The following is a 25,356-nucleotide window of genomic DNA, read 5'->3' as shown; positions in this document are numbered from 1 at the left end:
ATTTCAGGTACGAGTGTTTATTGGCTTCAAAGGAAGTAAGAGCAAGTGCACGGGTAGTTATAGGATCTATCGTGGCGACAAGAGCGAAAAAAAGTTTGGTTCATGTCGTCTAAAGGTACAACCTTACTCTACCAGCTCCTTTTCTATCGCTTTCGGTCATTCAATAGTGTTTGCCAGCGCCTTTTCCAAGCGTTCTGTGATTTCCCACAGCGTCCAAATTTCGAAACGTTCATAGATTAGCGCCTGCGTTTTGGTGCAGGGCTTTCTATAGAAAGTGTCGATCCAGCTGCCGTTATAGAGTGAATAACTGTCACCAATGACATCGTACATGTACCTTATCGGTTCGCTTGAATCGAAGTTATTCAAATCTGCCTTGCTGGTTTTCAGCCAATGCCCTTTAGCTATGATGTAAGCATCGATATCGGCTTTGAACAGAATATGGTCGTCAGAGACTTTACCTTCGAATGCTTCGGTTTCACCGGAAAAGTTCAAAAATGCGACCATCGGTTGTTTGAGTAAGACCCCAAACCCAAATTTTCCATTCGAGAGCGGTATTCGAACCACCGCCCCCGCCGTCCAGCGTTGTCGTTTCATGAAACTCCTTGAGAGGTTATGTCGAGTCACTTGTGTCGAGCTGAGCTATTTCTGTGTCACCTGCACGGTGTGCGCAACCACCTTCGTCACCACAGGCACCAGCGCCAGACCAACCAGAACTCCTAAAACCCCATCAATTACCGCCTTGGTGATCCATTCAATCGCCGCATCTCCGTGGCCAACCGCATGGGCCCAGTGATGGATGGTTTCTTCCGGGAAATGCCAGCCCATCTGGTGCAGGGAATGCACGATGATTGATCCGCCGACCCACAGCATGGCCGCAGTACCCACAATTGTTAGGAATTTCAGGAACCACGGCATCACCGCCACAATCGCGCGGCCCAGTGATTGCACCGTAGATGTTTTGCCCACACGCGCCATCCAGAGGCCCAGATCATCCATCTTGACGATGATCGCAACCACACCATAAACCGCAATTGTAATGGCGATGCCCACCACCGCCAGAACCACGGCCTGCATCCAGATGCTATCGCTTTCGATGGTGGACAAGGCAATGGTCATGATTTCAGCTGACAGAATGAAATCCGTCTTGATTGCGCCTTTGACCTTTTCCTCTTCCAATTCAGCCGCGCTGCCCTGCTCTTCTTTGCTGTCTTCATGATGGGCATGGGGCTGCAGCACATGCAGGATTTTTTCTGCGCCTTCAAAACACAGGTAACAACCTCCCATGATCAACAAAGGTGGCACCAGCCAGGGTGCAAACAGCGACATCAGCAGCGCCACGGGCAGCAGGAACACCAATTTGTTGATGAAAGACCCTTTGGCAATGCGCCAGATCATCGGCAGTTCGCGTTCCGGTTTGAACCCCGTTACGTATTTTGGCGTCACTGCGGCATCGTCAATCACAATGCCGGCCGCTTTTGATCCCGCCTTGGCCGTGTGCGCTGCAATATCATCCACCGAAGCAGCTGCCAGCTTTGCGATGGCCGCCACATCATCCAAAAGAGCCAGAACTCCGCTCATGTGTCATGTCCTTTCCGTTGGTCCCATGGGGGAGCCTTTCTGGGCACAGTAGCGGATTTGTGACCTCAGACAAGCGTTAGCGCAATCTCAGCAAAACCGTTATCGCAACCGGTGCATATCGTTATCGCCAACGGCAGTTTATTGCGCTAACATGCTGTGATTAAGTGTCTTTTTTCTTGGCCGTTCGAGAAATCTCTCTATATCGACAAACAAGATCAGCCGCCTGGAGAGAGACAGTATGACCATCAAAGTTGGCATTAACGGATTTGGCCGCATTGGCCGTTGCACCCTGTCCCATATCGCAGCCTCCGGGCGCGACGATATCGAGGTGATCAAAGTCAATGCAACCGGCCCTCTTGAGACCGCAGCCCATCTTATCAAATACGACAGCGTTCATGGACGCTTTCCGGGCGACGTCACTTTGGGCGAAAACACCATGAACCTTGGGCGGGGCGACATGCAGATGTACTCCACCTACGATATGGATGAGCTGGACTGGGACGGTTGCGATGTTGTGCTGGAATGCACTGGCCAGTTCAACGACGGCACCAAAGCCAACAAACATATCGAGCGTGGCGCCAAACGTGTGCTGTTGTCTGCCCCCGGCAAAAACGTTGATCGCACCGTTGTTTTTGGGGTCAATGATCAGCAGATGCTGGCCAGCGATACGATGATCTCAAACGGGTCGTGCACCACCAATTGTCTTGCTCCGCTTGCCAAGGTTCTGGATCAGACTGTGGGTATTGAAAGCGGCATCATGACCACGATCCATGCTTACACCGGCGATCAGCCAACATTGGACCGCCGCCACAGCGACCTGTACCGTGCACGCTCTGCTGCGATGGCGATGATCCCAACCTCTACCGGGGCTGCGAAAGCGCTGGGAGAGGTCTTGCCCGCGATGAAAGGCAAGTTGGACGGCTCAGCCATGCGGGTTCCAACGCCAAATGTCTCTGCCGTGGATCTTACCTTTCAGGCCAGCCAAGATGTGACCGAAGATCAAATCAATTCGATCATGCAAGACGCCTCACAAGGCCAGATGAAAGGCGTTTTGGGGTATGAACCTGCGCCGCTGGTTTCCGTTGATTTCAATCACTCATCCGAAAGTTCAATCTTTGCACCGGATCAAACCCGCGTGGTTGGGAAGCGCATGGTGCGCGTTCTGGCGTGGTATGATAACGAATGGGGCTTTTCCTGCCGGATGGCGGATGTTGCGGTGGCCATGGGGCATCTGGGCTAAAGGCCACAGTTGCGCTTGAAATCCGTCATTTCCTCTCAATCGCTTGAGCTTTCATGCCCGGTCCGTCATATCTGACCGGGCATGTGTTCAATCAGAGAAGGTATTGCAATGACGCATAAAATTGCAGTCTGGCTAGGTCTCACCCTGATTGTAGCAGCGGGGATTGATTGGCTGATGTTCGGCCCAGAACACCTTATCTTTCTGGGCAAAAAGATCTTTGAACTCATCCACTGGGTAGCCTTCTGGCGGTAAGCCAGACGCGCCGCAGGACTATTTATCCCGCAAGCGCTGTTGCAAAGCCTCTTCCACCTGTGGCGTCACAAATTTAGAGACATCCCCGCCAAGGCGGCAAATTTCTTTTACCAGCTTTGATGCAATCGCCTGATGGCGGGCTTCGGCCATCAGAAAAACCGTTTCAACCGAAGCATCTAGCGCGCGGTTCATACCGACCATCTGATATTCGTATTCAAAATCAGCAACTGCCCGCAGGCCGCGGACGATGATCTGTGCACCAACATCGCGAGCACAGTCAATCAGAAGATTTTCAAAAGGATGCGCGACAATCTCAGTGCCTGTTTGCTCAGACAGCTTTTCACACTCGGCTTCGATCATCGCCACGCGTTCTTCCAATGTGAACAACGGTCCTTTGTCACGATTGATCGCAACGCCAATGACCAACTTGTCCACCAAAGCTGCGGCGCGGCGGATGATGTCGATATGCCCCAAAGTGATGGGATCAAATGTACCCGGATACAGACCTACTCGCATATCGCGCTCCTCCTTGCGAACCCTGCGAAACCTTTCTGTCAGCAATAATATTTCGCGGGCAAACTTCAAGGTCTGAACCCGGTGTTTTCTATGAAATGGCAAAAATTTCAGAGTTTATGGCAAAAATCCCCGAGAACACGTGCCACGTCATAGATTTAAGGGCGACCTACGCCGCCCTTGACCAGACATTCTACTACATGCCGCGGATCATGCCTTCCAGGGCATCTTTTTCCATGGCGACTTCTGCAAGCTGTGCTTTCACCACATCCCCAAGGGTGATGATGCCAATCAGCTTATCGTCTTCCAGGACAGGCATATGGCGGAACCGGCCTTCGGTCATCTGACGTAGCACATCTTCGACGTTGGAATTCCGAGCACATGTGACGAGCTTTTTGGTCATATATTTGCTAACAGATTCCTCCAGGCAGGGAGATCCGCTGTTTGCCAGCTCTCGCACGATATCACGTTCCGAGAGAATGCCATCCGCAGAATGCCCATCCCCAGAGACCATAACGGTACCGATCCGATGCTTGGCCAGAATCTGTGCGGCTTCTGAAATCGTTGCATCGGGTGATACAGTTAGGATATCAGCGTTTGCCTTGGACTGAAGAATTTGTTGAACCAGCATTCACGTTCCCATTCGCATTTTTTTGTCGTATTTCCAAGCGTTGCCGTAATAAGTGATCAAGTCAAGGCTTCTAGTGTTTCAACTTCATCGCGAATTCCTTTTTGCAACGCATCTGCAAAGCGATTTATTCTTTCACTGCGCTGATCCCCTTGATGGCGAACCAGATGGAAACTGCGCGTAAGGCTGATCTTGTCATTCAATATCTTGCGTAGCATCCGGTGCGACGGCAGACAGAAATCATGCGCAACGCATAGCGCCCCGCCCTGCGCCGCCAGTTTAATTTGCACAGAAACCGACGTGGAGGCCAGGGCCACGCGCTCCACCCCCAGTTCATTCAAATAATCCAACTCACGATCAAAAATCATGTCAGGAATATAGCCGATCATCTTGTGATCTTTCAGATCTTCCAGATTTTCGATTGGTGCTGCATCCCGCAAATAATGGCGCGAGGCCACCAGATGAAGTTTGTAGTCGCAAATCTTTTGAACCAAGAGCTGCCCAGAGGTCGGCGCACTGACCGTAACCGCCATATCAGCCTCACGTCGCGAAAGGTTCACTCCGCGCGGCAAAGCCACGATCTGAATATCGAGATCCGGATGATCTTTTGAAATGCGCGCACAGACCTGTGGCAAGACATAATTGGCACACCCATCTGGCGCGCCAAGACGAATTTGCCCTGACAAGGTATCAGACGGACCAGACAGCGCTTCCTGACCAGAACGCATCGCCTGTTCTGCGGTTTCGGCATGGGCAAGCAACCGATCCCCTGCCGCATTCAATGCATAACCTTGTGGCGTTTTGACAAACAGGGCTGCATCCATAGCTTCTTCAAACCGGCTGATCCGACGCCCTACGGTGGCTGGATCCATTTTCAGCACCCGCCCTGCCCCCGAAAGGCTTGCTTCGCGGGCAACCGCCAGAAACACCTTCATATCGTCCCAAAGAGGTCCCATCCGACTTCTGCCTCCTGTCCTTACCCTCGGTTTTACCAAGTGTTAACGCTTTGCGTTTTTGCAAAATTCTATTTGATATCTTTCGTCTTTTATGCTCATTTTTGCAAGCCTAAGATACAACTAAGTTGATCTCAGGAGGCGCATATGCAACAGCTTAGCCATTATATTGACGGTGAATATATCGACGGCACATCTGGTCGTTTTGCTGATGTTTTCAACCCGGCAACCGGTGAACTGCAGCTGAAAGTACAATTGGCCACGCGTGATGAGGTCGATGAAGCCGTCGCACGCGCCGCAGAAGCGCAAAAAGCCTGGGCCAAAGTGAACCCGCAGCGCCGTGCCCGGGTCTTTATGAAATTTGGACAGCTTATCAATGACAACATGGATCGTCTGGCGGAATCTATCAGCCGTGAACACGGTAAAACTCTGCCAGATGCACGTGGCGACATTCAACGCGGCCTAGAGGTGGTTGAGGTCTGCATGGGCGCCCCCTCGCTGCTGAAAGGTGAATACACCGATAACGCGGGCCCCGACATCGATATATACGCGATGCGCCAGCCCTTGGGCGTTGTTGCAGGCATTACACCTTTCAACTTTCCGGCGATGATCCCCTTGTGGAAAATGGCACCCGCGATTGTTGCAGGCAACGCGATGGTTCTGAAACCATCTGAACGCACGCCCACCTGCGCTTTCCTTCTGGCAGAACTGCTGTATGAAGCGGGCCTGCCCAAAGGCGTGCTTCAAGTTATCAATGGAGACAAAGACGCGGTTGATGCGCTTTTGGACAATAACACCATTCAGGCGGTTGGCTTTGTAGGCTCTACCCCGATTGCACAATATATCTATGGCCGTGCGGCCACCAATGGCAAACGCGCGCAGTGTTTTGGTGGTGCGAAAAACCACATGGTGATCATGCCGGATGCGGACCTGGACAAAGCGGCTGATGCTTTGGTTGGCTCCAGTTTTGGCGCCGCTGGTGAACGCTGCATGGCGATTTCTGTAGCGGTGCCGGTTGGGCAGGAAACCGCAGATCGTCTGGTCGAAAAACTAACACCCAAGATCGAAGCGTTGAAAGTAGGCCCCTATACAGCTGGTGACGATGTGGATTACGGTCCCGTCATCACCGCAGCCGCCAAAGACCGCATCGAAGGCCTGATCAATTCCGGCGTTGAACAAGGGGCAACCCTTGTCACAGACGGCCGTGGATTGAACCTGCAAGGTTATGAAGACGGGTTTTACGTCGGCCCTACCCTGTTTGATAATGTGACCCCAGACATGGACATCTATCAGCAAGAGATTTTTGGCCCGGTCCTAAGCCAAGTGCGCACTGACACATACGAAGACGCGCTCAATCTGGTGATGGAAAATGACTACGGCAATGGCACCGCAATCTTTACCGCTGACGGCGATACCGCGCGTGACTATGCCAGCCGTGTGAATGTTGGCATGGTTGGGGTGAACTTCCCCATTCCTGTACCGCTCAGCTATTACAGCTTTGGTGGCTGGAAAAAATCAGCCTTTGGCGATCTGAACCAATATGGCCCAGATGCGTTTAAGTTCTACACCAAGACCAAAACCGTTACCTCGCGCTGGTTCTCAGGGATCAAAGACGGCCACGAGCTGAACTTTAAAGCGATGGATTAAAATCCACGGATTGATACAAAACAGATCCGGGCGCCGTGTGGCGCCCGTTTCCGGGATACCTGCAGCTTTCGGTTCGGCAATTCTTTGCCATAAGTTAACCAAGCTTTACAGGATTGTGATCTCAGCTCCTTTGCCAGTTGCCTATAAACGCAGTATTACAAGTGCAAACGAGTTCTGAGAACGAGGCCGATCATGTCCAGCTCTACTTTTACCCGGCGCGGCACCCTGCTTGGATTGGGCGCGACTTTGGCAACGCCAAGCCTGCTGCGCGCGCAGTCATCTGACGCATTCCCACAAAACGAACCCCAGATCCGCACAGAGATCCCCGTTCAGCGCAATGTTTCATCATTTGCGCAACAACGCTGGCAGGATCACTTTGACAAATTGGGGGTTGGGTGCATTCTGGCTGATATCTCATCACGTGCCCTGCATTATTGGGGCGAAGACGGTGAAACCTATCGCCTGTTCCCCTCTTCCGTACCGCTGACCGAAGAGCTGACAAAACGCGGTTATACCGAAATTGTGCGCAAGCGCGAAAATCCCAGCTGGACCCCCACAGCCTCTATGCGCGAACGTGACCCCTCGTTGCCGATCCGCATGGAAGGCGGCTCCCATGGCAACCCCCTTGGCACCCGCGCAATGTATCTGACATGGCCCGCCTATCTGGTTCACGGCACGCATGACACCCGCAAAATCGGCCGCCAAAGCTCATCCGGGTGCATTGGGCTTTACAATCAACATGTTGAAGAACTTTACGCGCTGGTCAAAGTTGGCACGCAGGTGCGTTTGCTATAACGCACAAGAACAGTGAGATCAATTCAGGCGCCTTTGGGCGCCTTTTTTGTGTCATGTGATCTCATCTAAATCTTGTTCCGTCGGGGCATATGTCTGACGCCAGCTTGTTGGAGATGGTTAATCTTGCTATAAAAGAACAAATGTTCATTTCAAGATGCAAGGAGGAGCGTAGTGGATTTTTCGCTAAGCGCAGAACAACAGGCGATCTTTGATATGGCGCACATGTTCGGCCAAGAGGAAATCGCGCCCCATGCCCGCTCATGGGAGGCTGACGGCACCATACCAAAAGACCTTTGGCACAAGGTTGGCGCGCTTGGATTTGGTGGGCTCTACGTTTCAGAACAGGCCGGCGGCTCTGGGTTAACGCGGTTGGATGCCACACTGGTGTTTGAAGCCCTCTCGATGGCCTGCCCATCGGTCGCGGCTTTTTTATCCATCCACAATATGTGCGCCAAAATGATCGACACCTACGGCAGCGCCGAGATGAAGGCGAGGCTTTTGCCTGATGTGCTTTCGATGCGGTGTTTTCTGTCTTATTGCCTGACGGAACCCGGCTCCGGCTCTGATGCGGCGGCGTTAAAAACCAAAGCGACAAAATCCAGCACAGGGTTCGTTTTGAACGGCAGCAAGGCGTTCATTTCGGGGGGCAGCTATTCTGACGGCTATATTGTAATGGTGCGCACAGGCGACGCCGGCCCCAAAGGGATTTCAGCCGTCTACGTACCTGATGGCACACCCGGACTGAGCTTTGGTGCACCAGAACAGAAAATGGGGTGGCGCAGCCAGCCAACAACACAGGTGCAATTTGACGATTGCACGATTCCTACGAACAACCTTTTGGGCGAAGAAGGCGCAGGCTTTTCTTATGCGATGGCCGGACTGGATGGCGGACGTTTGAACATAGCGGCCTGTTCACTGGGGGCCGCCCAGACAGCCCTCAATCAAACGCTGCGCTACATGTCAGAACGCAAAGCCTTTGGTAAATCCATTGATCAGTTTCAGGCGCTGCAATTCCGCCTCGCGGATATGGAAATCGAGTTGCAAGCCGCCCGTGTCTTTTTGCGGCAAGCGGCCTGGAAACTGGACCATGACACGCCCGACGCCAGCACACATTGCGCTATGGCAAAGAAATTTGTCACCGAAGCAGGATCAAAGATCGTGGATCACTGTCTGCAATTACATGGCGGCTATGGTTATCTTGCGGATTATGGTATTGAAAAGCTTGCGCGCGATCTGCGGGTCCATCAGATTTTGGAAGGCACCAACGAAATCATGCGCGTGATCACAGCGCGTCATCTGTTGTCAGACCAGCGATGAACGAGGGCGCAATGGCTGATATTTCTATTCGCATTCAAGGCTGTGCAGGCCGTATCACCCTCACCCGGTCCAGTGCTTTGAACGCGCTAAGTTATGACATGTGCCGCGCGATAGATCAGGCTTTGCAAACCTGGCAGGACATGCCCGAGGTGTCCCTCATTATCCTTGATGCGGAAGGTGACAAGGCATTTTGCGCCGGTGGTGATCTGGCCGAAATTTACGCCCGTGGCAGCACAGGCGATTACGCTTATGCGCAACAGTTCTGGCGCGACGAATACCAGATGAACGCACGGATCGCGCACTATCCCAAGCCTGTAGTCAGCTTTCTGCAGGGATATGTTATGGGGGGCGGCGTCGGGGTTGGCTGCCATGCCAGTCACCGGATTGTTGAGGGCACAAGCCGCATATCCATGCCCGAAGTTGCCGTGGGACTGGTGCCTGATGTGGGCGGCTCATACCTCTTGGCGCGCGCGCCGGGGCATCTGGGTGCATATCTTGGACTGACGGCTGCTCGGATGACAGGTGCAGAGGCTATTGTTGCAGGTTTTGCAGACCACTTTATCCCGCGCGCGCGCTGGTCTGATCTGATCTCTCAGCTCGTGATATCTGGCGATCTGAAGCCCATAAAAAACGCTGCACTTTCTGTGCCAGCCCCGCAATGGGATCTGGCACAGATTGATCACATCTTTGCAGCAGACAATCTGGCAGAGATCATAAATAGGCTGGACAGCAGCGGTGATGATTTTGCCAACAAGGCAAAAGACGCCATGCTGCGTCACTCCCCTCTGGCCATGGGCACGCTGCTGCGGATGCTCCACCTCCTGCGCAAAGGCCCTTTGTCTATCACAACCGCCTTAGAGCTTGAATTTCGCGCAACCTTTCGCGCACAGGAACATGGCGATTTTCTGGAAGGTATTCGCGCTTTGATCATCGACAAAGACCGCAAGCCCCATTGGCGCCATACCCTGTCTTCGCTGACGCGATCAGAGATCTTGCACATGCTTACGCCTCTGGGCTCAAATGAGTTGGTGATATCAGACACCAGCCACCTTTCACCGGAGGAGAGCATATGAAAATTGGATTTATCGGCTTGGGCAATATGGGCGCGCCAATGGCGGCCAACCTTGCAGCGGCAGGGCATGAGGTCTGGGGCTTTGATCAGGTTGACGTCACCGTGCCGGGCGTCTCCATAACACCAAGTGCCCGTGATGCGGCCAAACAGGCGGATGTGGTCATCACTATGTTGCCGAATGGTGAAATCTTACGGTCTGTCGCGCATGATGTACTGCCGGTGATGCAGCCGGGGGCAAGCTTTCTGGATTGCTCTACAGTTGATGTCGACAGCAGTCGTGCGGTTGCAGATCTGGCCAGCCAATCCGCTCTTCTTGCGCTGGATGCGCCGGTTTCAGGCGGCATCACTGGTGCGGCTGCAGGCACGCTCACCTTTATGGTGGGTGGCCCTATGAAAGCCGTTGAACGGGTGCGCCCCTTGTTTGACATCATGGGGCAAAAAGCCGTCCATTGCGGCGATGCAGGTGCAGGACAGGCCGCAAAGATATGCAATAACATGATCTTAGGGGCAACGATGATCGCCACCTGTGAAGCCTTTGCGTTGGCTGACAAACTTGATCTGGATCGTCAAAAGATGTATGATGTAGTTTCAACATCTTCGGGATACAGCTGGAGCATGAATGCCTATTGCCCCGCACCCGGCGTTGGTCCTCAAAGCCCTGCGGAGAATGGATATCAACCGGGGTTTGCAGCTGAATTGATGCTCAAAGATCTCCAGCTCAGCCAGCACGCAGCCCAAACCGTGAATGCAGATACCCCCATGGGTGCTTTGGCGCGGGATCTTTATGCCCGTTTTGTTGAAGAGGAAGACGGCCGAGGGAGAGACTTTTCTGCAATGCTTCCACGATTTGAAGCCCGTAACCGCTCCTAGAGCAGGAAAGCACCCTATGTGATCACCCTGCGTTGATCTTCTTCTATTGTGAATTAGTTCCATTTTTAGGAAACGGAGGAAGATCGATGAAGACGGCGCTTATTCCATCATCTGCTGTGTGTGCTTTTGTCGCCAGCATTTCAGTTCCCACATCTCTTGCGGCTTCTGATGCGCAGCTCGCTGCCGCGCTTGCTGATAAAACCCTGATCTACCGAAAGGCCGCAATCAAAACTGCAAGAGATGGTCGCATGACAGGTAAGGTCGGCCCACAGGGGGCATGGCGGCTTGATGGTGCGTGGGAAATCAAAGATGGGAAATTCTGTGGCACGGTCAAACGCCCGGTTGCTTTTGCAGGCACCCGCTGCAGCAACATGGAGCTGACCCGTGACAGCATGACCATTTCTGGCTTTAACGGCAATCCCGTGAAATGGAAAATTCAGTGATCCATGAATCTTAGACAGGCCGGCGCGATAGCGCCGACCTGCCAACTGCAAAACCTTTATTCTGCCGCCACTTTCTGCGCTTCCAGCAGCGGTTTCAGATAGCGCCCGGTATGGCTGCGCGGCTCTGTTGCAATGTCTTCTGGCGTACCTGTTGCCACGATTTCACCACCGCCATCACCACCTTCTGGGCCAATATCAATCACCCAATCCGCAGTTTTCACCACATCCAGATTGTGTTCAATCACCACAACACTATTGCCCTGCTCGACCAGTTCATGCAGCACTTCCAACAGTTTACGCACATCTTCAAAATGAAGCCCGGTGGTCGGCTCATCCAGAATATAAAGCGTGCGCCCAGTCGAACGTTTGGCCAGTTCTTTTGACAGTTTCACCCGCTGCGCTTCACCGCCTGAAAGTGTTGTGGCTTGCTGGCCCACCTTTATATAGCCAAGGCCCACCCGCATCAGCGCGTCCATTTTATCGCGGATGGAGGGCACCGCCTGAAAGAACTCTTGCGCGTCTTCGACGGTCATATGCAAGACATCCGCAATGGATTTGCCTTTGAATTTGATCTCAAGCGTTTCGCGATTGTAGCGTGCGCCCTGACAGGTTTCGCAGGTGACATAGACATCTGGAAGAAAGTGCATTTCCACTTTCAAAACCCCATCACCCTGGCAGGCCTCACAGCGCCCGCCTTTGACATTGAAAGAAAAGCGACCAGGCTTGTAGCCTCGCGTCTTTGCTTCAGGCAGGCCAGCAAACCACTCCCGAATGGGCGTAAATGCTCCGGTATAGGTTGCAGGGTTTGATCGGGGCGTGCGGCCAATGGGGCGCTGGTCGATGTCGATGACCTTATCCAGATGCTCCAGCCCTTTGATGGTTTCACAGGGGGCTGGTGTCTGACGCGCACCGTTCAGGCGCATCGAAGCCGTTTTAAACAGGGTTTCAATGGTCAGCGTGGATTTGCCCCCACCTGAAACACCGGTCACACAGACAAATTTACCTAAAGGAAATTCAGCCGTGACATCTTTGAGGTTGTTGCCCGTGGCCTTTACCACCTTGATCGATTTGCCATTTCCGGCCCGTCGCTCGCTCGGCACGGTGATTTCCCGCGTGCCGGCCAGATATTGCCCGGTCATGGAAACACTGTCTGCCGTAATCGCTTCTGGCGTGCCATGGCTGACCACCTGCCCCCCATGGACCCCAGCGCCGGGGCCAATATCAAAAACATAATCCGCCTGACGGATCATGTCTTCGTCATGTTCGACGACAATTACTGTATTGCCCTGATCGCGCAGGTTTTTCAAAGTGGTGATCAAGCGGTCGTTGTCACGCTGATGCAGCCCGATCGAAGGCTCGTCCAGCACATACAACACGCCAGTCAACCCTGACCCGATTTGCGAAGCCAGACGAATACGCTGGCTTTCCCCGCCAGACAGCGTGCCGCTGTTGCGGCTCAGCGTCAGGTACTCAAGACCCACGTTGTTCAAGAACCCCAGACGTTCGCGGATCTCTTTTACAATGGCGCGAGCGATTTCCTGCTTTTGTGGCGTTAGATGATTGGGTACATCTTCAATCCAAGCCAGCGCTTCACGGATGGATTTCTGGACCACCTGCCCCACGTGTTCACCAGCGATCTTAACCGCCAGCGCTTCTTCGCGCAGACGATAGCCACCACAGGTGCCGCAAGAGCGATTGTTCTGATAGCGTTCAAATTCTTCCCGGATCCAATTTGAATCCGTCTCGCGGTAGCGCCGCTCCATATTCGGGATAACGCCTTCAAAGACGCGGGTCACATTGTAAACGCGCCCTCCTTCGTCATAGCGGAATTCGATCTCTTCCTTGCCGGATCCGTAAAGAAAGACCTTTTGCACCTTTTTGGGCAGATCTTTCCACGGGGTGCTTTTGTCAAACTCATAATGTTTGGCAATCGCTTCAATGGTTTGCAGGAAGTAAGGAGATTTGCCTTTGCGCCATGGCGCCAGCGCGCCGTCATAGACCTGCAAGGTTGCATCAGGCACCACAAGACGTTCATCAAAGAACAGCTCAACCCCCAGACCATCGCAATCCGGGCAGGCTCCGAAGGGTGCGTTAAACGAAAACAAACGCGGCTCGATCTCGGGGATGGTGAAGCCGCTGACCGGGCAGGCAAAGTTTTCACTGAACGTAATTCGTTCGGGATCACTGTCACGGGGGACGGTTTCCAGAATGGCAATGCCATCGGCCAGATCCAGTGCGGTGCGTAGACTGTCGGCCAGACGGGTTTCAAGGCCAGTTTTTACCACCAGACGATCCACAACAACATCAATGTCATGGCGGTATTTCTTGTCCAATGTGGGTGGCGTGTCCAACTCGTAGAATTCACCATCGACTTTCACCCGCTGAAAGCCCTGCTTGCGCAGCTCAAGGAACTCTTTCTTATATTCGCCTTTTCGGTCCCGCACGATCGGCGCAAGCAGATAGCCCCGCGTGCCCTTCTCCAGCGTCATGATCCGGTCAACCATATCCTGCACCTGCTGGGCCTCAATCGGCTTGCCCGTGGCAGGGCTATAGGGCGTACCTGCACGGGCAAACAACAAGCGCAGATAGTCGTAAATCTCTGTGACGGTGCCCACGGTCGAGCGCGGGTTTTTTGATGTGGTCTTTTGTTCGATGGAAATCGCAGGGCTCAACCCGCTGATGTGATCCACATCCGGTTTTTCCATCATATCAAGGAACTGGCGGGCATAAGCCGACAGGCTTTCCACATAGCGCCGCTGCCCTTCGGCATAGATCGTATCAAAGGCCAGCGATGATTTACCTGATCCAGACAGGCCCGTGATCACCACCAATTCATCCCGTGGGATATCAACATCGATGCCCTTCAGGTTATGTTCACGCGCGCCGCGCACTTCGATGGATTTCAATTCAGCCATGATGCCCTCAATTCCAAATCACCGCAGGCGCGGTTGAGGTACAGATAGGCAATTACGCAGCAATCTCCAACTGAAAAATGCGAACAAAGGATGAACGACCAACCTTTATGCGAGATCACCGTGTGTGCGTTGTTGCTTGCGCAGCATATGCAGCGCCGAATGGACCAGCACACCCGCAATCAAAACCGCCGCACACAACAGCATTATGCCTCCATAGCCCGCGCCCGCCCCGATCAGAACCATCAGCGGAGTCCCGATTGTATTGCCAAGATTTCCAGCCTGGGCAAGGGCTCCATTTGCCTCGGCCTGATCTGCAGGTGTCTTCAACAGTTGGGGCGTCACCGCAAAACTTGCTCCCTGCACCAACCCCAGCGTCGCGGCCAAAGCCATGCAGGCCAGCGGATCGCCGGGCATAAGCACCAGCCAAAGCGCCATCACAGCGCTTGCCCCAAACCCAATCTGCACCACAAGAACCGCAGAAATATAACGCAACAGAAAGACGCCCAGCGTTAATGAGGATGCGATACTCACCAAAGGAAAGGCCGTCATCACAGCCTGGCGCACGTCTTCGGCAATATAAGGCGGCAGAACGGTCATAAGCGCCACAAAGCACAGGGCATAAAAGGCCCAACCACTGGCCGCGCTCATCTTCCATGGATTGCGGTAGATCGACAGATGCAGCGCGATCCATGTGTGGACCGCTGGCATGGGCGTGCGTGCGGGCACATCCGTATCAGCAAGCACCCAGCCAAGGATCAGGGCCAGACCTGCCATAAACACGGCATGCGCAGCATAAAGCGCAAGAACACCATAGGCCTCAGCAAAGGGCACCCCCAGCCAGGACAACAGCGCAAAAGCTACACCAAAAAAGCTGCCCCAAAGCGTCATAGCAAGCCCTCTGCCCCGCGCATCAGACATCAGCGCGATCAGCGTGGGCGCTGCAACGACAACGCCGAGATGTGAAATCCCTTCGACAATGCGCGTGGCCAGAAAAGCGCCAAACGGCAAGTGGAAAACCTGCAGCGCCGACATCGCCGCGCCCAGCCACATGGACCCCACTAAAGTACGCCGAAATCCAAAGGCGGCAACGGACATTCCAGCCACCACACCCAACAAAATCCCCATCACCCCAACCAGCGAGACCGCAAAGCTCGCTGCGGTGCCGACATCAGGATAAAGTTCAGGCAAACGATCAAAAGTGACGCTCAGCTTGCCGTATTGCGCCGCCGCCCCAAGGCCAGAAGCCCAGACAATCCCAATCGTGCCCCAGCGTGTCCCGCTTTGCATGTCCATGCCGTTGCCTCACATGTGGAAATCTCATTCTTGGCTGTACCGAACACAACCTCTGTGCCCGTCATATACCCATTAAAGCCGTCTGGCTAACTCTACGTTGCATTGCGTACAAATAGACGCCGAAAATAGAATTTTTCTAATTAATATCAATTAGATAAAATCAAAAGTTAACAAACCATCACTAAAGACGAGCAATCAAAGTAACATACTGAATATTCAATAAAACATACTACCTTAGCATACAGCCTCGCCCATCAAAGTAATTAAAAATGTTAAGTATCAATGAATTATAAGTGGTTCTGCATTAGATGTCCATTCAGGCGAGACAGTGGCTCGCATTGCTCCTCTTTGAATGGACAGATGTATCATGATCAAAGGCCTTAAACAGACGCTCCAGATGATTACCTTTGCGGTTATCTCCGCCCTTACGGTACCTGCGGATCACGTTTTTGCCCAAAGCAATGCAATGCTGGTTCTGGATGGATCCGGCTCCATGTGGGGCCAGATCGAAGGGCGTAGCAAAATTGTCATCGCGCGCGACGTGATTGATGAGCTGCTGCAAGATCTCTCAGATGATGTTCATCTTGGACTGGCCGCCTATGGCCACCGTCGCAAAGGCGATTGCGGCGACGTAGAGGTGCTGGTCTCGCCATCTGCTAACAGCCGCGACGATATCCGCACAGCCGTTGCCGGGTTAAAGCCCAAGGGGAAAACCCCCCTTGCCTCTGCTGTGGTCAAAGCCGCCCGATCGATGCGCCATGACGAGGTGCCCGCCACAGTTATTCTCATCTCTGATGGGATTGAAACCTGCGCGCCCGATGTCTGCGCCGTGGCCCGCGACCTTGAGGCCAGCGGTGTCGACTTTACTGCTCATGTGATTGGCTTTGACGTCGACGAAGAAGAGGAAGCCCATACACAATTCACCTGTATGGCAGAAGCCACAGGCGGTCGTTATACCGCAGTCAACAGTGCCCTTGATCTTGGCGCAGCGCTTGCGGAAACAGCGGCGCTCACCAGTGGTGGGGCCTCTGGCAGCGCATCACAAACTGGGTTGCCCTTGGTCAGCACATCGGGCGCGCTTTACTACAGCGCAGAAGGAAAAGTCGCGGGAGAACTGCGCCATATTCCTGCCCATTGGGAAATTCGCGATGCAGACAATAGCCCGATCCTGTCTGGCTTTCAAAATGCTGGCGGCGAAATCGTGCTGGTTCCCGGTGTCTACCAGCTGAAAGCCACAGATCCGGAAACCGGGCATGTGGAAATGCGTGAACTCAAAATCAGGGATGGCGGCACGCTACAAATCACACTTCTGTTCCCGCCACGCTGATCACCGCTTTTTTTCCGGTCAAACCGAAACCTGTCTTATCCTTGTGATATCACGGGTCTAGAAATTGAATGTCTCAATTTCGATCAACGGTCTAAAGCACAGTGCATTTTGAAATCCTGCAATCCATCAGCGCCAATGGCACGCGACATAAAGCAAATGATGATCGTGTGGGGGCAACACACACCCGTGCGTGGGTGATTGATGGCGCCACAGATATGGGGCCACCCGGCCTGCTTGGGGCACAGGGTGGCGCGGCATGGTTGGCCACAACGGCCAGCACCCTCTTTGCCAGCCTGCCCGAGACTGATATCCGCACTACCTGCCATGCCGCGCTAAGCCAGATCGAAGCGCGATTTGAAGCCCAAAAAACCCGCGAACTCGCCGCCGCCTGGGAGCTGCCCAAAGCCGCTTTTGCGCTCGCACAGCTGAATGACACCACCCTTTCCGTCGCTTGGGCCTCTGATTGTCCCGTTTTATTGATCACCAAAACCGGCACTCAGTGGTGCACAGGCGCGCCAGATACCCGTGTCGAAAGCGCAGAGGCCCGCGCCCTTGGTGCTGGGGCCGGAACAGATGGCATATTTGCAGAACATGTTCTTGCTGATCGTCGCGCCCAGCGAGAAAAGAGTGATTTTACCACCCTCAACCCAAATGCGAGCGCCGCGCAACAGGCCCTACACTACGCGGAACTGCAGGTCGTTCCGGGGGATGAACTGCTGTTGATGACCGATGGGTTTTCAAGCCTTATCAGCGACTATCAGCGGTATACAGCACAGTCCCTGGCGCAGGCCCTGCGCGAAAAAGGTCTGCCCTCGCTTGTGGAAGAAATTCGCATCATCGAACAAAAAGACGCAACCTGCCAGCGGTTTCCCCGGTTCAAAATCAGCGATGACGCAACCGCGCTCTGGCTTAGAATCTAAGTCAAACGCCCCTAAAGATTTTATGAGGAACGCCTAATAAACAAGGGGTGAATTGATCATTCACTATGCATTGTTCGAACTGGTAAAATGCGGACAAATCAGACTTTGGCGATTGGACAGGGTATGTCCATTCAATCCACTCTCAGACATCGACATCAGGATGCCTCAGAGCGCGCTCAACTGAATTTATGCTCAGATTTCCCAAGGAGGCTTGGCGCCAATCTCAGCGATCAAAAAATCCATGAAAACCCGCACTTTGGGAGACAGTACGTTGGATTTGGGATAAATCAGCCACAAGACGTTGTCTTCCGCTGCCTCAAAACCCGGAAGGACCTGTATCAAACGACCAGACTTCAGGTGTTCATGCACACTCCACATGGCATTCAGGGAAATACCCGCCCCGGCGAGCGTAGCCCGGACCTGACTTTGGCCGTCGTCGATGATCAATTGGCCTTTAGCCGATGCGGGATCGAAAACGGCCTTTTCACCTGTCGGCCCAGTCAACAGCCGCGGCTGACGGTTTTGGAAAGCGATCAAATGATTATTCGTCAGATCGCTTGGAATCTTGGGGGTGCCGTGCGTGTTGAGATAGCCCGGCGCAGCACAGAGGATACGCCGGTCATCGGCCAGTTTACGGCCTTTCAGGCTGGTATCGACAAGCGGCGCGTTTCTAAGAGCCAGATCATAACTGCCTTGGATCAAATCGAATTGCACATCCGACAAATGCAGGTCGAGCGTGAGCTCGGGGTGCCGTTGAAGAAACTTCGGTAAGATCGGCGCGATGTAAAGTTGCGCAAAACTGCTGGGTGCCGCAAAGCGCAAAGTGCCTTTTAGGGTCGCTGCCTGCTTACCCAGCGCCGTAAGTGCTGCCTCTTCCTGTGCGATAATTTCGCGGGCGAAAGGTAGAAAATCGGCTCCTTCGAGGGAAAGTGATACTTTGCGAGTTGTGCGATGCAACAGCTCAGCCCCTAGGCTTTGTTCCAGCTTGGCAAGCTTTGCGCTTGAAACAGCCGGGGCCATGCCCAATCCGCGCCCTGCGGCGCTGATGTTCAACATTTCAGCCGCTCTTACGAACAGCCGGAGCGCGTCTGTATCAAGTCCCATTATGCAAAAAACCCGAATTATCAATCCAATAATTGTCAGTTTATATGCAAATGTCCCAATGTTAAATACCCTTCATGGATGCAGAACCGCATAGGCCGGAGGCGTAAATGACACGGAAAGCCACAGTAAACTACCATGTTCACAAACCCTATCGGCAAGCTTTTGAGCTGGATGCAGGTGGGATTGCAGGCAACCTGATTTCGCCTGAATTGGCCCCAACATCTGTGACGTTGACTGATATGCGTGCGGCGGCCACCTCTGTTGCGTTTTCCTCTGATGCTGTTGAATTCACGCAGTTGGAAACGCAGGTTCAGGATTTTTCCGGCAGCGCTTGGAAACAAACCTATGACGCGGAATTGACGGGGATGCTGCGAGAAAAACTTGGTGCGCGCGAGGTCTTGGTGTTCGATCACACGGTTCGGACAGATGACCCGGATGCGACGCGAAAACCTGCGCGCAACGTCCATAGTGACTACAGCCAGGAAGGAGCCGAGCAGAGGCTTGTTGATCTGTTAGGCACCCAGACTGCTGCGCAGTGGGCGTTGTGTCACTACGCTTTTGTAAATGTGTGGCGTCCTGTGCAGAAGCCTATCAATTCGGCGCCGCTGGGCTTTGTTCTTCCGTCATCTGTTGATCCATCCGACTGGATTCTGCTGGATCTGATCTATCCTGACCGCACAGGGCAAATCATGGGGCTGGTGGGAAATCCCCAGCATGAATGGGTCTATCACTCCAAGATGACGCCGGATGAGATCGCGATCTTCAACATCTATGACAACAAAGGCCTGCCATCGATTGCCCATAGCGCGCTCGACCTAGTCGAGGACGCGGGCGTCACAACCATTCGCAAAAGCATCGAGAGCCGCACCTTGGTGCGCTACTAGACGAGGCTAGGCATGTTAGATGAAATGCAGCCGGCTGAGTTATCCCAGATCAACATAGCCTACAACCGGGTATTCAGCCCCGGGCGGTTGCGCGTTGGTCTTGTTTTGCCGCCCCACCGCCCCCGATCTACCTTTGATTTCAATCTGGCACCGATTTTCTGTGCAATCACCTGCGCGACATTGAAGCGCCCGGGATCAATCATATCGCACTGAACCTCAGGTTCAATCAAACGCCTATCGCCCCCCTTAAACACATAGCAGACGCTGTGCTGCATGACTTTTCGTAAAGGATCAATCCGATGACCAAGACCATTCTTATTACAGGTTCAACTGACGGCATTGGATTGCTGACAGCCAAGAAGCTGGCCGCCGAAGGGCACAACGTGCTTTTGCATGGCCGCAGTATATCTAAACTAGAAAGCGCAGCTGATGCAGTCGGTAGCGATGTCGAAATCTATGCCGCTGATCTGAGCGATCTATCCGCAGTGCGTGAACTGGCTAAGAATGTGCGGGCAAAACATGACAGATTGGATGTGTTGATCAACAATGCGGGTGTGCTGAAAGCCTCGCAAAGTGTGCTTGAGAACGGGCAGGATATTCGATTTGTCGTTAATACTCTTGCACCGTATCTGCTGACCGAATTGCTGCTGCCAATTATTCCCACCGATGGGCGCGTGGTGAACCTGTCATCGGCCGCACAGGCCCCGGTGAACATCAAGGCCATGCAAGGCAATGTGCCGTTGACGGATATGGAAGCCTACGCTCAAAGCAAGTTGGCGATCACCATCTGGACACGCGAATGGGCCAAATCGCTAACAGATGCGCCTGTCATGGTAGCGGTAAATCCCGGATCACTTTTGGCTTCAAAAATGGTGAAAGCGGGCTTTGGCATAGCCGGAAACGATATGAACATCGGTGCGGATATCCTGATTGATGCGGCATTTGGTGAGCGTTTCGCTGACGCGTCCGGCGCATATTTTGACAATGACAGCGGAGCTTTCTCTGATCCGCATGCTGCAGCACTCGACAAAGGTCACGCTGCAGATGTCATGAACACTATCAAACAATTGCTTAAACAGACCAACTGACTCGCGCAGCGCTAATACGCCACGCATTTCCCCCATTTAACACTCTCTTCCCCCTCGCGCATGCCGCGTCGAGGCCCTCAAAAGGACTGCCTTATGAAATACGAGAACTTTCAAACCTTCGGCGTTATCGTTGAAAATGGCATCGCCACGGTGACATTCAACTTTGGCTCTGTGAATGTTCAAGGCCAGGAAATGCTAGCCGATCTGAACAGTCTGGCCATGCGGTTGGAGCGGGATCGCGACACCAAGGTCGTGATCTTTCAATCGGCCAATCCAGAAATCTGGGTCTGCCACTACGACACCGAACTGCTCAAGGACATGTCGACCGAGGCGGTGTCCCGAGAGGATGCACAGCTTTTGGATCTACAATCGGTATGCGAACGCATCAGCAAGGTGCCACAGGCGACCATTGCAAAATTAGAAGGGTTTGCACGCGGTGGAGGGCACGAGTTGGCACTAGCGCTGGACATGCGATTCGCGGCGCGCGGCAAGTTCAAGTTCATGCAGATGGAGGTTGGAATGGGCATCCTGCCCTGCGGTGGCGGTGCCTCACGCATGGCGCGTCAGACCGGTCTTGGCAAAGCGCTTGAGATCATTCTGAGCGCACAGGATTATGATGCAGATGATGCAGAACGCTTGGGCACCATCAACAAGGCTTTGGAACCGGATGAAATTGGCCCCTACGTGACCGCGTTGGCCAAGAGGATCGCACAATTCCCGGCAGAGTCGATCAATGCCTGCAAGCAGATGGTTTATGAATCGATCGACAAACCGATTGATGAGGCGCTGAAGGCCGAAGCCTATTGGCTGTATCAGGCGACCAGCAAAACTCCGGCGGTCAAACGGTTCACCATCGCGGACGAACAAGGCTTGGAACACGATATCGAAAACCAGCGCAAATGGGGCGACCTCGTAATGCAGGTGCAAGACATCAACTGACCTCCCCCTACGCAATAATCTTGTCAGGTGCGCTTCATTGTGACGTGCGCCCGACGTGGCACCATAAGAAGGAATACAACAATGAAAGCAATGGTTCTAAATTCATACGGCCCCGACGCGCCGTTCGAGCTCGCCGAACTGCCTGATCCGGTCGCGACACCCGGCCATGTGGTCGTCAAAGTGGCGGCTGTCAGCGTCAATACCGTTGACACTATGATCCACAATATGGGGCCGGACTTGCCGCTGTCCCCCAACCTTCCAGCCGTGCTTGGCATGGACTTTGCAGGCACGGTCACCGCCATTGGTGAAGGCGTGACTGACTTTGCCATCGGCGATGAAGTGTATGGCTGCGCTGGGGGTTTGATGGACCTGCCCGGCTCTCTTGCGGAATACATCAACGCGGATTCTCGTCTGATCGCACACAAACCCAAGAGCCTTAGCATGCGGGAATCTGCTGCTTTGCCTCTCGTCGGTATTACCGCCTACGAAGGGCTCACCCGCGCTGGTGTCGGCGATGGCCAAACCGTGTTGGTTCAAGGTGGCGCCGGTGGTGTGGGTCATGTTGCGGTTCAAATCGCCCGCCACTTTGGTGCAAAAGTGTCGGCAACAGGCCGCGGGGCAGATCAGATGTCTCTGATCGAGAGCCTCGGCGCACGTCCGTTAGACTTCACAAAGCAAAAGGTCGAGGACTACGTTGCAGAGCATACCGATGGCGTAGGCTTTGACGTGGTGTTCGACAGCGTAGGTGGGGCAAATATGACAAACTCGTTTGCGGCAGCTAAGCTCAATGGCCATGTCGCTTCGACCGTCGCAATGGTCGAGATTGATCTGACGCCCGCGCATTTCAAAGGCTTGTCGCTACATGTTGTTTTCATGCTGATTCCGATGATGCACGATGTCGGGCGGCAAACCCATGGCAACATTTTGCAGGCACTGGCAGAACTGGCGGACAATGGCGTGCTCAAACCGGTCGTTGACGAACAGACGTTCGGCTGGGCCGATGTCGGTGCAGCCTATGCACACCTGAAAAATGGATCTGCGGCCGGAAAAGTCGTGGTGGAACTACAATAAGTTTCCACTGGGATTGGTGCGCACAAAACGACCTTGCGCACCAATTTAACTTGGACTGCAATTGATGTCGCCCCTCAGCGCTCCACCGACGTTCGTGTAGATTTCGGCACTGAACGGAAGGATTATTAGCTATGATGGATCCAAAGACAGGAAGCACAGTGGATATGGATGTCAGCCACTCGCCCCCGGGCGGAGGTCGGTGTCATGCGCAAGGTGAATGGTCAGACAGAAGAACGTCTGGATCTGAATCCCGACTGGGTAACAGCTGATACCGCATTAGGGAATTCCGAGAACCTTGTCTGTCTATCTACTTTGGTGACTGCGACGTACTCTCTCAGCAAAGGCCCAAAAACTTCACCACCAAAGATTTGATGTCCAGGATCCAAGACCGCCCGTGCCTGTTTTTTCCTGATGGTACCGTCTACCGCAAAAAGCTTCTTACAATTTCCTGCTAAGGCAGAGTATTGGGAATACTTGGCGCGTGATACGGCGAAGTGTTGGGTGTTCACTTGGCGAAACGAAACCATTCGGCTTCTAAATATAGACACCGATGCTTAAGGCCTATGCGATTTCTGGCATGATATCTAAGAGTTCTTCGCTAGAGCCCACGAAAGTAAAGTAACGGATTGCATCGGCGCTGAGTCCGACCTCATTCAGAAATGCTCCTATTTGAGCATTTGCCATTCCGGTTTCAGTGGTTTCGACGGCTATGAAAATACCGGTCAAAACCAGCCCTCTCGGCGACTCATAAAACACTATTGCGCGAGGGGTCTCCTCGGCAATTTCAAAAACCGGTTGTCGTCACCTTCCTCAATAGCCCCCGTAACTAGAATGGCTTTTGGGTTGGGATAAAGACCCTGCACAACCTCGATTTCAGCGGCGCTTAAACGCTGTCTACTCGCCAGACCTTCCGCGATACACCGTGCGACGGTTGTCTCGAACAAATAAGGTTGTCTATCGGCCCTTAGTTGCTACTCAACTAATGTTCGCCCAAAATAAGCAAAGTTTTATCTCTACAAAATTGCTCCCAGCAGCCACGGAACGAACTCAACATTACCGTACCCTTGTGCTTCACTCTTTGTCTTCTCTCCGCTCGCGACGCTCAAGATTTTTGCGAGAACCTCCTTGCCCTTTTCATCCAAAGTCACACCATCAACGATGTCCCCGCAGTTAACGTCCATGTCGTCACTCATCCGCTCAAACAAGTCAGAATTTGAAGCCAACTTGATGCACGGCGTAGGAAAATAACCTGATACGGATCCGCGACCGGTGGTGAAAGCAATCAGCGTGGCACCAGATGCGACTTGTCCTGTCACGGAACAGGGATCGTATCCAGGGCTATCCATGAACACTAAACCCTTTGCATCTATTTTCGCTGCGTAATCGAAAACGCCCGATAGCGGCGCTTGCCCTGCCTTTGCGACCGCCCCAAGCGACTTTTCTAGGATGGTCGTTAAACCGCCCCGCTTGTTGCCGGGGCTTGGGTTGTTGTCCAGTTCCGCTCCGTGTTTGGCGCAGTATTCTTCCCACCATTTGAGCTTATCGAGCAGAGCTTGGCCAACCTCCCGAGACGCAGCACGGTTTATCAGAAGGTGTTCTGCGCCATAAATTTCGGAGGTTTCAGATAAAATGGATGTACCGCCTTGGCGTACCAGCAAATCAGAGGCGACCCCGAGTGCCGGGTTAGCCGTGAATCCGGAATAGCCATCCGACCCTCCGCACTGCATTCCCAGAACAAGTTCAGAGGCGGGTGCGGGTGCGCGCTTAAAAGCGTCGACTTGTTCAGCAAGAGACTGAACTTGCTTCAACCCTGCCTCAACGGTTCTGCGCGTTCCACCAGCGTGTTGGATAGTCATGTATCGTAGAAGCCCGTCCGAAGTAATCGATTTACCCTCAACCAAATCGGCAAGCTGCATGACTTCGCACCCAAGTCCGATCAGAAGTACGCCGCCAAAGTTCGGATGTCGTGCATAGCCAGACAAAGTGCGCTGAAGTAGTTCGTAGCCTTCGCCTCGATTGCTCATGCCGCACCCGGTCCCATGCGCAATTGGAACAATTCCGTCCACATTTGGAAAGCGCTCCAGAAGGCCCAATTTCTCTGCTTCGCGCGCGATAAACTGAGCGACGGAACCAGAGCAGTTTACCGTGGTCAGAATGCCTATGTAATTGCGTGTCCCAACGCGACCATCTATTCGGTGGTAGCCCTGAAAAACTGCGGGCTGCATCGCTGGTAGAGGGATACTGTTTTCTGCAATCCGATTTTCAGCCCTGCGCGCCTGCATGCTCATGTTGTGATCGTGCACATGCTCACCGGCGCGAATGCTGTGATCTGCTTTCCCGATCACTTGCCCATAGCGCAGAATATTTTCCCCAACAGAGATATCCCGCGTTGCGATTTTGTGAGATTTCGGGATCGCTTCAACAGCACCTTCTTCGCCCAGTCCAAGCGGTTCCAAAGCAATCGACACATTATCGTCGACATGAAGTTTCAGCGTTCTTGAGGTCAT

23 protein-coding genes are annotated in these 25,356 nt (G+C 53.4%); 14 read left to right on the top strand and 9 right to left on the bottom strand.

Annotated elements, in window-relative coordinates:
• Window positions 1-156: 156 nt before the first annotated feature.
• Window positions 157-594: a hypothetical protein gene (locus BLP79_RS05220; RefSeq protein ID WP_090217041.1), complete on the bottom strand. Its 438-nt coding sequence runs from the start codon at window positions 592-594 to the stop codon at window positions 157-159.
• A gap of 45 nt (window positions 595-639) precedes the next feature.
• Complete coding sequence (locus BLP79_RS05215; protein WP_090217039.1) at window positions 640-1,578, bottom strand: DUF808 domain-containing protein; 939 nt, start codon at window positions 1,576-1,578, stop codon at window positions 640-642.
• 238 nt (window positions 1,579-1,816) lie between these two features.
• On the opposite strand from BLP79_RS05215, the gene gap reads away from it, so the two are divergent.
• Complete coding sequence (gene gap / locus BLP79_RS05210; protein WP_090217038.1) at window positions 1,817-2,818, top strand: type I glyceraldehyde-3-phosphate dehydrogenase; 1,002 nt, start codon at window positions 1,817-1,819, stop codon at window positions 2,816-2,818.
• A 108-nt stretch (window positions 2,819-2,926) separates the two neighbouring features.
• Complete coding sequence (locus tag BLP79_RS19615) at window positions 2,927-3,070, top strand: hypothetical protein (protein ID WP_170830452.1); 144 nt, start codon at window positions 2,927-2,929, stop codon at window positions 3,068-3,070.
• A gap of 18 nt (window positions 3,071-3,088) precedes the next feature.
• On the opposite strand, the gene coaD is transcribed toward BLP79_RS19615, so the two are convergent.
• From coaD to BLP79_RS05195, 3 genes are all read right to left on the bottom strand, one after another.
• A complete protein-coding gene (gene coaD / locus BLP79_RS05205; RefSeq protein ID WP_090217036.1) occupies window positions 3,089-3,586 on the bottom strand; it encodes a pantetheine-phosphate adenylyltransferase in 498 nt (165 codons plus the stop codon).
• A 193-nt stretch (window positions 3,587-3,779) separates the two neighbouring features.
• Window positions 3,780-4,214 (bottom strand): CBS domain-containing protein, encoded by a 435-nt coding sequence (locus BLP79_RS05200; RefSeq protein WP_090217034.1) that lies wholly within the window; start codon window positions 4,212-4,214, stop codon window positions 3,780-3,782.
• Between the two features lie 56 nt (window positions 4,215-4,270).
• Window positions 4,271-5,167: a LysR family transcriptional regulator gene (locus BLP79_RS05195; protein WP_090217032.1), complete on the bottom strand. Its 897-nt coding sequence runs from the start codon at window positions 5,165-5,167 to the stop codon at window positions 4,271-4,273.
• A gap of 144 nt (window positions 5,168-5,311) precedes the next feature.
• Between BLP79_RS05195 and BLP79_RS05190 the strand changes: the two genes are divergently transcribed.
• The 6 genes from BLP79_RS05190 (at window position 5,312) to BLP79_RS05165 (ending at window position 11,308) form a co-directional block, all read left to right on the top strand.
• Complete coding sequence (locus tag BLP79_RS05190) at window positions 5,312-6,811, top strand: CoA-acylating methylmalonate-semialdehyde dehydrogenase (protein WP_090217031.1); 1,500 nt, start codon at window positions 5,312-5,314, stop codon at window positions 6,809-6,811.
• Window positions 6,812-7,003: 192 nt separating this feature from the next.
• Entirely contained in the window at window positions 7,004-7,606 is a 603-nt protein-coding gene (locus tag BLP79_RS05185) for a L,D-transpeptidase (protein ID WP_090217029.1), read from the top strand.
• A gap of 171 nt (window positions 7,607-7,777) precedes the next feature.
• On the top strand, window positions 7,778-8,923 hold the full coding sequence (locus tag BLP79_RS05180) for an acyl-CoA dehydrogenase family protein (RefSeq protein ID WP_090217027.1): 1,146 nt from the start codon (window positions 7,778-7,780) through the stop codon (window positions 8,921-8,923).
• Window positions 8,924-8,934: 11 nt separating this feature from the next.
• Entirely contained in the window at window positions 8,935-9,996 is a 1,062-nt protein-coding gene (locus BLP79_RS05175; protein WP_090217593.1) for an enoyl-CoA hydratase/isomerase family protein, read from the top strand.
• Window positions 9,993-10,865 carry a 3-hydroxyisobutyrate dehydrogenase gene (gene mmsB / locus BLP79_RS05170; RefSeq protein ID WP_090217025.1) on the top strand — a complete coding sequence of 291 codons (873 nt, stop codon included), beginning with the start codon at window positions 9,993-9,995 and terminating at the stop codon, window positions 10,863-10,865. The genes BLP79_RS05175 and mmsB overlap by 4 nt, the downstream gene beginning before the upstream one ends.
• Window positions 10,866-10,951: 86 nt before the next feature.
• Window positions 10,952-11,308: a hypothetical protein gene (locus tag BLP79_RS05165; protein ID WP_090217024.1), complete on the top strand. Its 357-nt coding sequence runs from the start codon at window positions 10,952-10,954 to the stop codon at window positions 11,306-11,308.
• Between the two features lie 56 nt (window positions 11,309-11,364).
• On the opposite strand, the gene uvrA is transcribed toward BLP79_RS05165, so the two are convergent.
• Window positions 11,365-14,223, bottom strand: a complete 2,859-nt coding sequence (uvrA, locus tag BLP79_RS05160; protein ID WP_090217022.1) for an excinuclease ABC subunit UvrA — start codon at window positions 14,221-14,223, stop codon at window positions 11,365-11,367.
• Window positions 14,224-14,328: 105 nt separating this feature from the next.
• The gene (locus BLP79_RS05155; RefSeq protein WP_090217021.1) at window positions 14,329-15,516 is read right to left on the bottom strand and encodes an MFS transporter; all 1,188 of its coding nucleotides are present in this window, start codon (window positions 15,514-15,516) and stop codon (window positions 14,329-14,331) included.
• 367 nt (window positions 15,517-15,883) lie between these two features.
• On the opposite strand from BLP79_RS05155, the gene BLP79_RS05150 reads away from it, so the two are divergent.
• A complete protein-coding gene (locus tag BLP79_RS05150) occupies window positions 15,884-16,843 on the top strand; it encodes a vWA domain-containing protein (protein ID WP_157843946.1) in 960 nt (319 codons plus the stop codon).
• A 101-nt stretch (window positions 16,844-16,944) separates the two neighbouring features.
• Window positions 16,945-17,763 carry a PP2C family serine/threonine-protein phosphatase gene (locus tag BLP79_RS05145; RefSeq protein ID WP_090217018.1) on the top strand — a complete coding sequence of 273 codons (819 nt, stop codon included), beginning with the start codon at window positions 16,945-16,947 and terminating at the stop codon, window positions 17,761-17,763.
• A 192-nt stretch (window positions 17,764-17,955) separates the two neighbouring features.
• On the opposite strand, the gene BLP79_RS05140 is transcribed toward BLP79_RS05145, so the two are convergent.
• On the bottom strand, window positions 17,956-18,867 hold the full coding sequence (locus tag BLP79_RS05140; RefSeq protein WP_090217017.1) for a LysR family transcriptional regulator: 912 nt from the start codon (window positions 18,865-18,867) through the stop codon (window positions 17,956-17,958).
• 107 nt (window positions 18,868-18,974) lie between these two features.
• Here BLP79_RS05140 and BLP79_RS05135 point away from each other — a divergent pair, with 107 nt between their 5' ends.
• The 4 genes from BLP79_RS05135 to BLP79_RS05115 all read left to right on the top strand — a co-directional run bounded on the left by BLP79_RS05135 (window position 18,975) and on the right by BLP79_RS05115 (window position 22,849).
• Entirely contained in the window at window positions 18,975-19,751 is a 777-nt protein-coding gene (locus BLP79_RS05135; protein ID WP_090217015.1) for a CmcJ/NvfI family oxidoreductase, read from the top strand.
• A gap of 299 nt (window positions 19,752-20,050) precedes the next feature.
• The gene (locus tag BLP79_RS05125; RefSeq protein ID WP_090217012.1) at window positions 20,051-20,839 is read left to right on the top strand and encodes an SDR family NAD(P)-dependent oxidoreductase; all 789 of its coding nucleotides are present in this window, start codon (window positions 20,051-20,053) and stop codon (window positions 20,837-20,839) included.
• Between the two features lie 93 nt (window positions 20,840-20,932).
• Entirely contained in the window at window positions 20,933-21,778 is an 846-nt protein-coding gene (locus BLP79_RS05120) for an enoyl-CoA hydratase/isomerase family protein (protein ID WP_090217010.1), read from the top strand.
• A gap of 81 nt (window positions 21,779-21,859) precedes the next feature.
• Window positions 21,860-22,849, top strand: coding sequence for a zinc-dependent alcohol dehydrogenase family protein (locus tag BLP79_RS05115; protein WP_090217008.1), 990 nt, complete (start codon window positions 21,860-21,862; stop codon window positions 22,847-22,849).
• A 1,013-nt stretch (window positions 22,850-23,862) separates the two neighbouring features.
• Here BLP79_RS05115 and BLP79_RS05105 read toward each other — a convergent pair.
• Entirely contained in the window at window positions 23,863-25,356 is a 1,494-nt protein-coding gene (locus tag BLP79_RS05105; protein WP_090217005.1) for a UxaA family hydrolase, read from the bottom strand.

Source organism: Epibacterium ulvae, from assembly GCF_900102795.1.
GTDB lineage: Bacteria > Pseudomonadota > Alphaproteobacteria > Rhodobacterales > Rhodobacteraceae > Epibacterium > Epibacterium ulvae.
Note: the sequence above shows the minus strand (reverse complement) of the source record. Positions and strands in the feature narration are given on the sequence as shown.

Bases quoted from the DNA above. Each gene is read 5' to 3' on its own strand.
- BLP79_RS05220 (WP_090217041.1), bottom strand. From the start codon at position 594: ATGAAACGACAACGCTGGACGGCGGGGGCGGTGGTTCGAATACCGCTC.
- BLP79_RS05215 (WP_090217039.1), bottom strand. From the start codon at position 1,578: ATGAGCGGAGTTCTGGCTCTTTTGGATGATGTGGCGGCCATCGCAAAG.
- gap (WP_090217038.1), top strand. From the start codon at position 1,817: ATGACCATCAAAGTTGGCATTAACGGATTTGGCCGCATTGGCCGTTGC.
- BLP79_RS19615 (WP_170830452.1), top strand. From the start codon at position 2,927: ATGACGCATAAAATTGCAGTCTGGCTAGGTCTCACCCTGATTGTAGCA.
- coaD (WP_090217036.1), bottom strand. From the start codon at position 3,586: ATGCGAGTAGGTCTGTATCCGGGTACATTTGATCCCATCACTTTGGGG.
- BLP79_RS05200 (WP_090217034.1), bottom strand. From the start codon at position 4,214: ATGCTGGTTCAACAAATTCTTCAGTCCAAGGCAAACGCTGATATCCTA.
- BLP79_RS05195 (WP_090217032.1), bottom strand. From the start codon at position 5,167: ATGGGACCTCTTTGGGACGATATGAAGGTGTTTCTGGCGGTTGCCCGC.
- BLP79_RS05190 (WP_090217031.1), top strand. From the start codon at position 5,312: ATGCAACAGCTTAGCCATTATATTGACGGTGAATATATCGACGGCACA.
- BLP79_RS05185 (WP_090217029.1), top strand. From the start codon at position 7,004: ATGTCCAGCTCTACTTTTACCCGGCGCGGCACCCTGCTTGGATTGGGC.
- BLP79_RS05175 (WP_090217593.1), top strand. From the start codon at position 8,935: ATGGCTGATATTTCTATTCGCATTCAAGGCTGTGCAGGCCGTATCACC.
- mmsB (WP_090217025.1), top strand. From the start codon at position 9,993: ATGAAAATTGGATTTATCGGCTTGGGCAATATGGGCGCGCCAATGGCG.
- BLP79_RS05165 (WP_090217024.1), top strand. From the start codon at position 10,952: ATGAAGACGGCGCTTATTCCATCATCTGCTGTGTGTGCTTTTGTCGCC.
- uvrA (WP_090217022.1), bottom strand. From the start codon at position 14,223: ATGGCTGAATTGAAATCCATCGAAGTGCGCGGCGCGCGTGAACATAAC.
- BLP79_RS05155 (WP_090217021.1), bottom strand. From the start codon at position 15,516: ATGGACATGCAAAGCGGGACACGCTGGGGCACGATTGGGATTGTCTGG.
- BLP79_RS05150 (WP_157843946.1), top strand. From the start codon at position 15,884: ATGATCAAAGGCCTTAAACAGACGCTCCAGATGATTACCTTTGCGGTT.
- BLP79_RS05140 (WP_090217017.1), bottom strand. From the start codon at position 18,867: ATGGGACTTGATACAGACGCGCTCCGGCTGTTCGTAAGAGCGGCTGAA.
- BLP79_RS05135 (WP_090217015.1), top strand. From the start codon at position 18,975: ATGACACGGAAAGCCACAGTAAACTACCATGTTCACAAACCCTATCGG.
- BLP79_RS05125 (WP_090217012.1), top strand. From the start codon at position 20,051: ATGACCAAGACCATTCTTATTACAGGTTCAACTGACGGCATTGGATTG.
- BLP79_RS05120 (WP_090217010.1), top strand. From the start codon at position 20,933: ATGAAATACGAGAACTTTCAAACCTTCGGCGTTATCGTTGAAAATGGC.
- BLP79_RS05115 (WP_090217008.1), top strand. From the start codon at position 21,860: ATGAAAGCAATGGTTCTAAATTCATACGGCCCCGACGCGCCGTTCGAG.
- BLP79_RS05105 (WP_090217005.1), bottom strand. From the start codon at position 25,356: ATGACCTCAAGAACGCTGAAACTTCATGTCGACGATAATGTGTCGATT.